General features: G+C 70.5%; 7 protein-coding genes. 5 read left to right on the plus strand and 2 right to left on the minus strand.

Features of this window, described 5'->3' with window-relative positions:
* Positions 1 to 181: 181 nt before the first annotated feature.
* On the plus strand, positions 182 to 1,705 hold the full coding sequence (locus ABZ635_RS23605; RefSeq protein WP_357768969.1) for a CCA tRNA nucleotidyltransferase: 1,524 nt from the start codon (positions 182 to 184) through the stop codon (positions 1,703 to 1,705).
* A 63-nt stretch (positions 1,706 to 1,768) separates the two neighbouring features.
* Here the strand turns inward: ABZ635_RS23605 and ABZ635_RS23610 are convergent, their stop codons facing one another.
* Positions 1,769 to 2,530 carry a class I SAM-dependent methyltransferase gene (locus ABZ635_RS23610; RefSeq protein ID WP_357768971.1) on the minus strand — a complete coding sequence of 254 codons (762 nt, stop codon included), beginning with the start codon at positions 2,528 to 2,530 and terminating at the stop codon, positions 1,769 to 1,771.
* Between the two features lie 166 nt (positions 2,531 to 2,696).
* Here ABZ635_RS23610 and ABZ635_RS23615 point away from each other — a divergent pair, with 166 nt between their 5' ends.
* Entirely contained in the window at positions 2,697 to 3,239 is a 543-nt protein-coding gene (locus ABZ635_RS23615) for a GNAT family N-acetyltransferase (RefSeq protein WP_357768973.1), read from the plus strand.
* Positions 3,240 to 3,319: 80 nt separating this feature from the next.
* Here the strand turns inward: ABZ635_RS23615 and ABZ635_RS23620 are convergent, their stop codons facing one another.
* Complete coding sequence (locus ABZ635_RS23620) at positions 3,320 to 4,390, minus strand: inositol-3-phosphate synthase (RefSeq protein ID WP_357768975.1); 1,071 nt, start codon at positions 4,388 to 4,390, stop codon at positions 3,320 to 3,322.
* An 861-nt stretch (positions 4,391 to 5,251) separates the two neighbouring features.
* On the opposite strand from ABZ635_RS23620, the gene ABZ635_RS23625 reads away from it, so the two are divergent.
* The 3 genes from ABZ635_RS23625 to ABZ635_RS23635 all read left to right on the plus strand — a co-directional run.
* Positions 5,252 to 8,107 (plus strand): transglycosylase domain-containing protein, encoded by a 2,856-nt coding sequence (locus ABZ635_RS23625; protein ID WP_357768977.1) that lies wholly within the window; start codon positions 5,252 to 5,254, stop codon positions 8,105 to 8,107.
* Positions 8,108 to 8,376: 269 nt separating this feature from the next.
* Positions 8,377 to 8,667 carry a 30S ribosomal protein S6 gene (rpsF, locus tag ABZ635_RS23630; RefSeq protein ID WP_357768979.1) on the plus strand — a complete coding sequence of 97 codons (291 nt, stop codon included), beginning with the start codon at positions 8,377 to 8,379 and terminating at the stop codon, positions 8,665 to 8,667.
* 118 nt (positions 8,668 to 8,785) lie between these two features.
* The coding region (locus ABZ635_RS23635) for a single-stranded DNA-binding protein (protein WP_357768985.1) at positions 8,786 to 8,889 on the plus strand (104 nt) is incomplete at its 3' end.

The following is an 8,889-nucleotide window of genomic DNA, read 5'->3' on the forward strand; positions in this document are numbered from 1 at the left end:
GCCACCACTCCCCCCGAAGATACCGCGTTCCCCGAACCCCGGTTCTGGTGCGGACCGTTGATCGCGGACGTGGTCGGCCCACCCTTTCATTCACCGGGGCCCGACACCAGGGCCGCCACAGGCCCTCGGGCGGGGGAAACCGATTCGCGGTGACCCCGTGTGGCCGCCTAACCTGCGTGGTGTGCCGAACACAGATCCTTCGCGAGAGAACGACGCCGACAGGGACCCGTCCGCCGAGGTGAACCCGCCTTCGGGCGGGCTCAGCGGCGCTCGGCGAGCGGCGGTCGCCGCGTTGGTCGAGTCGATCCAACCGGTCGCCGACGAGTTGGGCGAGCGTTTCGACTCCCACGGTCAAGAGCTGGCCGTCGTCGGGGGGCCGGTCCGCGACGCCCTCCTCGGCCGCGCCTCCAACGACGTGGACCTGACCACCGACGCCGTCCCCCAGCGCGTCCTCGAACTCATCGACGGCTGGGCGGACTCCGTGTGGACCGTCGGTATCGAGTTCGGCACCGTGGGCCTGCGCAAGCGCGGTCTCCAGCTGGAGATCACGACGTACCGCAGCGAGTCCTACTCGCCCAAGTCCCGTAAGCCCGAGGTGGCCTACGGCACGAACATCCACGACGACCTGCTGCGCCGCGACTTCACCGTCAACGCCATGGCGGTGCACCTGCCGAGCGGCGAGTTCGTCGACCCCTTCGGGGGCCTGGCCGACCTCGACGCCGGTGTGCTGCGCACCCCGGGCCGTCCGGAGGACTCCTTCAGCGACGACCCGCTGCGTATCATGCGCGCGGTCCGCTTCGCCGCCCAGCTCGGCTTCTCCCTGGCACCCGAGGTGGCCGAGGCCGCCCGGAACATGGCGGACCGGCTCACCATCGTCTCGGCCGAGCGCGTCCGGGACGAGCTCACCAAGCTGATGCTCAGCCCGGACCCGAGGCGCGGCATCGAGCTCATGGTGGACCTGGGCATCGCCGACCACGTCCTGCCGGAGATCCCCCGGATGCGGTTGGAGATCGACGAGCACCACCGGCACAAGGACGTCTACGAACACTCGCTCACCGTCCTGGACCAGGCCATGGACCTGGAGCGCGAGCGGGGCCACGAGCCCGACCTCGTGCTGCGGTTGGCCGCCCTGCTGCACGACATCGGCAAGCCGAGGACCCGCGCCTTCGAGGGCGGCAACCGGGTGACCTTCCACCACCACGAGGTGGTGGGCGCCTCCATGAGTCGCAAGAGGCTGTCCGCGCTGCGCTTCCCCAAGGACGTCGTCACCCAGGTGAGCACGCTGGTCGCGCTGCACCTGCGGTTCCACGGTTACGGGCGGGGCGAGTGGACGGACTCGGCCGTGCGCCGGTACGCCCGCGACGCCGGTGACCAGCTGGAGCGCCTGCACATCCTCACCAGGGCCGACTGCACCACGCGCAACCGGCGCAAGGCCGCGGCCCTGGCGCGCTCCTACGACGACATCGAGCGCCGTATCTCCGAGCTGGCCGACCAGGAGGAGCTGGACCGCATCCGGCCCGACCTGGACGGCAACGAGATCCAGGAGATCCTGGGCGTGAAGCCCGGACCGCTGGTGGGCAAGGCCTACCGGTACCTCCTGGAGCTGCGCCTGGAGAACGGTCCGATGGAGAAGGAGAAGGTCGTGGCGGAGCTGCGCTCATGGGCCGTCGACCACCTGGAGCAGGACGGCCGCCAGGACGCGTAGCCGCGCGCCCCACCGGGCGTCCGCCCCCGGTCGGCCCGCGCGGGTGCCGGGGCCCGGTGGTGTTCAGAGCCCGGGTTTGACCGCCGTGACCGCCATACCCGCCCCGAAGACCCGCAGCGGGGTGCTCTCCAGGGCGTCCGACACGCGTGCGGTCGAGGGGACCCGTCCCAGGGTCGGCATGAGGTAGTCGATCGCGCGCACGCGCAGACCGTGGCCGCGCAGCAGGCGGCCCAGCTCCTGGCTGGTGAAGGATCGGGTGTCCGACATCCGCCCGTGCAGAGGGCGCACCCAGGGCAGGAACGGAGCGGTGAGGGCGGAGCGCCGGCGCCCGCCCCAGCGGACCCCGTGCGTCTCGAAGGGGAACCACCGGTTGGAGGTGGTCACAGAGAGCGCGCCGCCCGGCCGCAGGACGCGGTGGATCTCGGCGAGGGCGCCGTCCAGGTCGTCGAGGTGCTCGATGACGTCGAACGCGGTGACCCGGTCGAAGGTGTTCGTGTCGAACGCCAGGGACTCGGGGGACATCTTGTGGAGTCCCACGCGGTCCTCCAGCGCGGTCCCGGCGACACGTCCGCCGAGCGCGTCGAGCAGCATGGGGTCGGTGTCGATGGCGTCGACCCGCACGTACCCTCCGGCGAGCGCGACGGTGTGTTCCCCGTCGCCGCACCCCACGTCCAGGAGCCGGTCGCCCCGTGCGGGGAGCTGGCGGGCGACGGCGCGGACGCGTTTGGCGACCGCCCCGTCACCGGCGTCCGGGCGCTCCTCGGAGCGCCCGGGGACCCTTCTGGACCCGTTCGTGGAACCAACCGGTCCGTGACCGTCGCTCATGGGTACCGTCCCCTGGTGTCGTGCCTACCTACGGGGAACTACATTAAGTGATGTTTTGACTACTCATAGAGATGGCGACGTGTCGACTCCTGGTCGCGGGCACCGGGTACCACCCCCGGGAAGCCCCGGACGGCCTGGTCGGGCCCACCGGTGCGAGGATGGCACGATGACCCTCACCACCTGGTACCTGGAGACGACCGACCCCGCCGAGCTCAGACCCGGCCGAGAACCGGGCGGCGACACGCGCTTCGTCCGAGCGGAGGTCCCCAGCGCCGAACTCTCCCGCTTCCTCTACACGACCGTCGGCGGCGACTACCAGTGGACGGACCGGGCCCCCTGGACCCTGGAGGAGTGGCGCGACCGGGTCGCGGACCCGGCGGTGGAGACCTGGGTCCTGTACGACCGGGGCACCCCGGCCGGCTACGCCGAGCTGGAGTCCCAGCCCGAGGGCGCGGTTGAGGTGGTCTACTTCGGCCTCCTGCCAGGGTTCCTCGGGCGCGGCCTGGGCGGCCACATGCTCACCGAGGCCCTGCGGCGGGGCTGGGACCTGGGGGAGCGCCGACCCGAGCGCGGCCCCACGCGCAGGGTGTGGCTGCACACCTGCTCCCTGGACGGCGAGCACGCGCTCGCCAACTACCGGGCGCGGGGGCTGCGCCTGTACCGGGAGACCACCGAGGAAGGGGCGCACGCCCAGGGCGTCGGCGGATAGCCGACAAGGAGACGTGTCGACAGGGGGACCGGTCGACACGTCGACGCGCCCGGGGCCGCGCGGGCCCCGGGCGGGTACGGCTACTCGCCCGCGATGAAACTCTCCACCTTGGCGTGCGCCTCGGCGTCGCTGTACTGCTCGGGCGGCGACTTCATGAAGTACGAGGACGGCTCCAGGATCGGACCGCCGATGCCGCGGTCCTTGGCGATCTTCGCCGCGCGCACGGCGTCGATGATGATCCCGGCGGAGTTGGGGGAGTCCCACACCTCCAGCTTGTACTCCAGGTTGAGCGGGACGTCACCGAAGGCGCGCCCCTCCAGCCGGATGTAGGCCCACTTGCGGTCGTCCAGCCACGGCACGTGGTCGGACGGGCCGATGTGCACCGCACCGGCGTTGAGCTCGTGCGGGATCTGCGAGGTGACCGACTGGGTCTTGGAGATCTTCTTCGACTCCAGGCGCTCACGCTCCAACATGTTCTTGAAGTCCATGTTGCCGCCGAAGTTCAGCTGGTAGGTGCGGTCGACGATCACGCCCCGGTCCTCGAACAGCTTGGACAGCACCCGGTGGGTGATGGTGGCGCCGATCTGCGACTTGATGTCGTCGCCGATGATCGGCACGCCCGCCTTGGTGAACTTCTCGGCCCACTCGGGGTCGGAGGCGATGAACACCGGCAGCGCGTTGACGAAGGCCACACCCGCGTCGATGGCGCACTGGGCGTAGAACTTGTCGGCCTCGTCCGAACCCACCGGCAGGTAGGAGACCAGGACGTCGGCCTTGGCGGCCTTCAGGGCGGCGACCACGTCCACGGCGTCCTCGGGGGACTCCTGGATGATCTCGCGGTAGTACTTGCCCAGGCCGTCGTAGGTCGGGCCGCGCATGACGGTCACGCCGGTGGGCGGGACATCGCAGATCTTGACGGTGTTGTTCTCGCTCGCGGTGATGGCGTCCGCGAGGTCGTGCCCGACCTTCTTCGCGTCCACGTCGAAGGCGGCGACGAACTCGATGTCGCTCACGTGGTACGGGCCGAACTGGACATGCATCAGGCCGGGGACCCGGGACTCCGGGTCGGCGTCCTTGTAGTAGTGCACACCCTGGACGAGCGACGCCGCACAGTTGCCGACACCCACGACGGCTACACGTACCGAACCCATTGGTCCTTGCTCCTTCTTCTCCGCGAACATGGATTCCACAGCGCACGGCGACGGGCCCGCGCCGACGGCGGTCCGGGGCTCGTCATCCTGCGTTCGTATTCCGTATGTGGTCAGCAGCGCGCACGGCGGTTCTGTTCCCCCTCAGTGCCGTCGAAATCGGGGAGAACTGTCCATGTCTGGCTGGTTTGTTCTGCTATGACTCTATCCGCGTCCCGCGACGGCGGCGCAGGCGGTCGGCGGTCTCGGAGACTCAGGGGTGACCCTCCGTGACCCTCGGACGGGGGTCGGGACGCGCGCATACCCACGCGATCCACGCGAACGCCTCCGACCTGGGCCGACAGCGGGCCGATCCCGCGTCGGTGACCGCAGTCACACGCTCTCCCTTCGGGAGCGTGAGCCCCCGAACCGCAGGGAGCGGCGGTTCCCGGCAGACCGTGACGAGATCTTCCATAGTGCGAGATACCCTCGCGCGTGGGTTGTGCTATATCGTTCGATCGCTCTAACGTGACCTTTGATTTGCGTGCGAAGCCGGTACAGACCCCCGAACGGAGCCACGCCGCGGCGACGTTGACGTCGGCCCAGAGCACCGACGCGGCAGGGGAAGCGCGCCCGCAGGCCAACGATCAGGAGGAAGTAGCGGCCCACGACTTCGCGACCTGTTGAAAACCTTCACCCCCGAGTGGGCGTCTCTTTATCAAGCCTTGAACGACGGGCGAATGCGGCGGGACCGGGTCGAACCACACCCGAGCGGCGCCGCTCACCACCACAGGTCGCGAATCACCGATCCCCCAGGGGGACCGACCCCCGTTTCCACCAAGGAATCGTCAGGCCGAGCGGCCGTGAGAGGCAATCGAGGACCACGTGAGTACCGAACGACGACGGAATGCCGACGGCGGCCGTCGCCGGGCCGACGGCCCGGGCGACGGTCCGCGCGGCGACGGCGGAAGGCGCAGGGCCGGCGGCCCTCCCCGGGAAGAACGTGCGGGCGGACGGCGCCGACCTGACTCCGAGGACGGTATCCGGGGGGACGACCGGCCCGCGCCGAGATCCCGCAGGGCCCGCCCCCCGGGCGACGAGGCGCGCTCCGAGGGGCGCCCCCGCCCCGAGGGCGGACGCCGCAGAGCCGAGGGCGAGCGGCCCCGCCGCCCCGACGGCCAGCGCAGGCGCCGCCCGGAGGACGACGGCGACCGCCCGCGCCGCAGGCCCGACGGCCAGCGTCCGCGCCGGCCGGAGGACGGCGACCGTCCCCGGCGCAGGCCGGACGACGCGCGCTCGGGCGGCCGACGCCGCCCCGACGGCCCCCGCGACCCCCGCGACCGCGAGCACGGCGCCCGTTCGGGCGGGCGCGGCTCCCGCGCCGCCGCCTCCGGCGGACGCGGCGGCAGGGGCGGCAGGGGCGGCGGAGGCCGCCGCCGCCCCCGTGAGGACGAGCCGGACGACCGCCCCTGGTTCAAACGCTTCCTCTCCAAGGCGTGGAAGCCCGCTCTGGCCTTCTGCGGTCTGATGATCATCGGTGGCGTGGCCGCCTTCGCGGTCCTGTACGCGATGGCGCCCCACCCGGACGACCTCAAGAGGAACGCCGAGAAGGACGCCTCCGCGACCCAGATCCTCTGGGCCGCCCAGGGCGACGCGGAGAAGGGCGAGGTCGCCGTCACCACCGGCGAGGTCCAGCGCGTCGCGATCCAGCGCGAGGACATCCCGGAGGAGGTCGTCGACGGTGTGCTCGCCGCCGAGCAGGCCACCTTCTACGAGGACCCGGGCATCAACATCAAGGGCATCGGCCGAGCCATCCTCTCCCGAGGCGAGGCGGGCGGCGGTTCCACCATCACCCAGCAGATGGCCCGCAACTACTACAGCGACCTCGACGGCGATCCGCCGCTGACCCGTAAGATCCGCGAGATCTTCATCTCGATCAAGTTGAGCCAGGAGGTGCCGCGGGACGAGATCCTGACGACCTACCTCAACACGATCTACTTCGGCCGAGGCGCCTCGGGCATCGAGATGGCGGCCCAGAGGTACTTCGGCAAGAGCGTGAGCGAGCTGGACCGGGCCGAGGGCGCCTACCTGGGCATCATCATCCAGATGCCCAGCAACTTCGAGAACCCCGAACCGGACTCCTGGACCGCCAACTACCTCGACAAGGAACGCTGGCCGTACGTCCAGCGGCAGCTGGCCGCCATGTACGAGAACACCGGCGGGGAGCGCGGCCTGCCCGAGGCCGAGGCCGAGAAGCTCGAGGTCCCCGAGACCATCGAGTACGCGCCCGAAGGCGACGTGGACGACCCCAAGCAGGGCTACGTCCGCCAGGCCGTCATCAACGAGGTCGAGCGGCGGTACGAGGGCTCGAACGTGACCGGCGCGGTGATCGCCACCGAGGGCCTGGTCATCAAGACGTCCCTGGACCCGGAGCTGATGGACGCGGCCGAGGAGGCCTTCGACGTCCTGCCGGAGGCCGCCGCCGACGACACCATGCACGGGCTGACCGCGGTCGATCCGAACACCGGTGAGATCGTCGCCTTCAACGGCGGGCCCGACGTCGCCACGGTGATCAACAACTCGATGGTGCACCAGACCCAGGCGGGTTCCGCCTACAAGCCCTACGTACTGGCCCGAGCGCTCGAGGACGGGATCGGCCTGCGCAGCGTGTTCGACGGCGACAGCGGTCTGAACTTCCCCGGCCTGGCCAACCCCGTCATCAACTCCGGTGACGTCGACTACGGCGAGGTGGACCTCATCAAGTCCACGGCGGACTCGGTCAACACCAGTTACGTGGACCTGGCGATCGAGGTCGACCCCGGCCGCGTGGACGAACTCGCCGTGGAGATGGGCGTCGACCCGGCCCGACAGACCACCTCCGACGTCGGTCCCCTGGTCGCGTTGGGCACCCACCAGGTGAACGCGCTCGACATGGCCAGCGGCTACGCGACCTTCGCCGCCCAGGGGATGCACTTCCCGGCGCACATGGTCACCGAGGTCCTGCGCGCCGACGGCACGCCGATCACCCCGGACGACGAGACGGAGATCGAGGAGGGCAAGCGGGTCCTCCAGGAGGGCGTCGCCGCCGACGCCACCTACGCCATGCAGCAGGCGGTCCTGGAGGGCGGGGCGAAGAGGGCGGCCCTCGACGACGGCCGACCCGTGGCCGGTAAGACCGGTACCTCCTCGGACGCGGTCTCCGCTTGGTTCGTCGGCTACACGCCGCAGCTGTCCACGGCGGTGGGACTGAGCCGGGCCCAGGGCGACCCGCTGGACTTCGGTACCGAGTTCGGCGATGTCTACGGCGGTACGACCTCGGCGACGGTGTGGAAGGCCTTCATGGAGGTCGCCATGGAGGGCAGGGAGCACCAGCAGTTCCCGGCCCCGCAGTGGGTGGGTGACGAACAGAGGTTCCTCCCGACCCCGGAGCCGAGCGACAGCCCGGAGCCGACCGACGAGGCCAGCGACGAAGCCAGCGAGACACCCGAGGAGCCCGAGTGCGAGCCCGGCGAGCCCGGCTGTGAGCCCGAGGAGTCTCCGGAGGAGTGCGTCGACCTGTGGCCGGGCATGTGCGACGACGACCAGAGCCCCGACCCGGACGAGTGTGACACCGGGCATGGCAACAGGCCGCCGCACTGCGACGAGGAAGAGCCCCCGGGCCTGCCGGGCTGGGGCGGTGGCGGCGGTGGCGGCGACCAGAGCAACCACGCCAACAACAGTCTGATCAGACCTAGGGACTGACCGACTGACGGCGGGAGCCACGGCCAGGGGCCGGTACGCGGAAGGGGGAGACCCCGGCGTACCGGCCCTTCCGTCGTCGCGGCGGTCCGGGGTGCCGGGGCCTTCCCGGGACAGCCGCGGCGGTGTCCCGCTGCTGGTAATCTTGGTTCCCGTATGGCTCAGAGCCTGAGCGATGCCCCCGGTGGGACCGGGCGGCCGAACGCCGGGTTCCTGCCCTCCTGCCATGGAGATTCCATGGCCGCGACAGTCCAGAGGAGGAACGTACGCTCATGCGTCGTTACGAACTGATGATCATCCTCGACCCCAACCTCGACGAGCGCACCGTCGCCCCGTCGCTGGAGAACTTCCTGGGCGTCGTCCGCAACGACGGCGGCTCGGTCGAGAAGACGGAGATCTGGGGCAAGCGCCGCCTCGCCTACGACATCGACAAGAACTCCGAGGGCATCTACGCGGTCATCGACCTGACCGCCAAGCCCGCCACGGTCAAGGAGCTCGACCGCCAGCTCGGCATCGCCGAGGCCGTGCTCCGCACCAAGGTTCTGCGTCCCGAGGTTCACTAGGCACCCGGTGCCCTGACCCCCTGACCCCGCCCGTCCGCTTTTGTCCCTGGTGGCATGGATGATGCGGGGAGCAGGCGAAACCGCCTGATCCCGAACTATCTCGAACCGGAGCCGATCCATGGCAGGCGAAACCCAGATCACGCTCGTCGGCAACCTCGTCGACGACCCTGAACTGCGCTTCACGCCCAGTGGAGCCGCGGTCGCCAACTTCCGAGTGGCCTC

The organism is Nocardiopsis sp. NPDC007018, assembly GCF_040635075.1.
Taxonomy (GTDB): Bacteria; Actinomycetota; Actinomycetes; order Streptosporangiales; family Streptosporangiaceae; genus Nocardiopsis.

What these genes read in the sequence shown, in the direction of transcription:
- ABZ635_RS23620 (WP_357768975.1), bottom strand. Translation starts at nt 4,390, where the DNA reads ATGGGTTCGGTACGTGTAGCCGTCGTGGGTGTCGGCAACTGTGCGGCG.
- ABZ635_RS23615 (WP_357768973.1), top strand. Translation starts at nt 2,697, where the DNA reads ATGACCCTCACCACCTGGTACCTGGAGACGACCGACCCCGCCGAGCTC.
- rpsF (WP_357768979.1), top strand. Translation starts at nt 8,377, where the DNA reads ATGCGTCGTTACGAACTGATGATCATCCTCGACCCCAACCTCGACGAG.
- ABZ635_RS23610 (WP_357768971.1), bottom strand. Translation starts at nt 2,530, where the DNA reads ATGAGCGACGGTCACGGACCGGTTGGTTCCACGAACGGGTCCAGAAGG.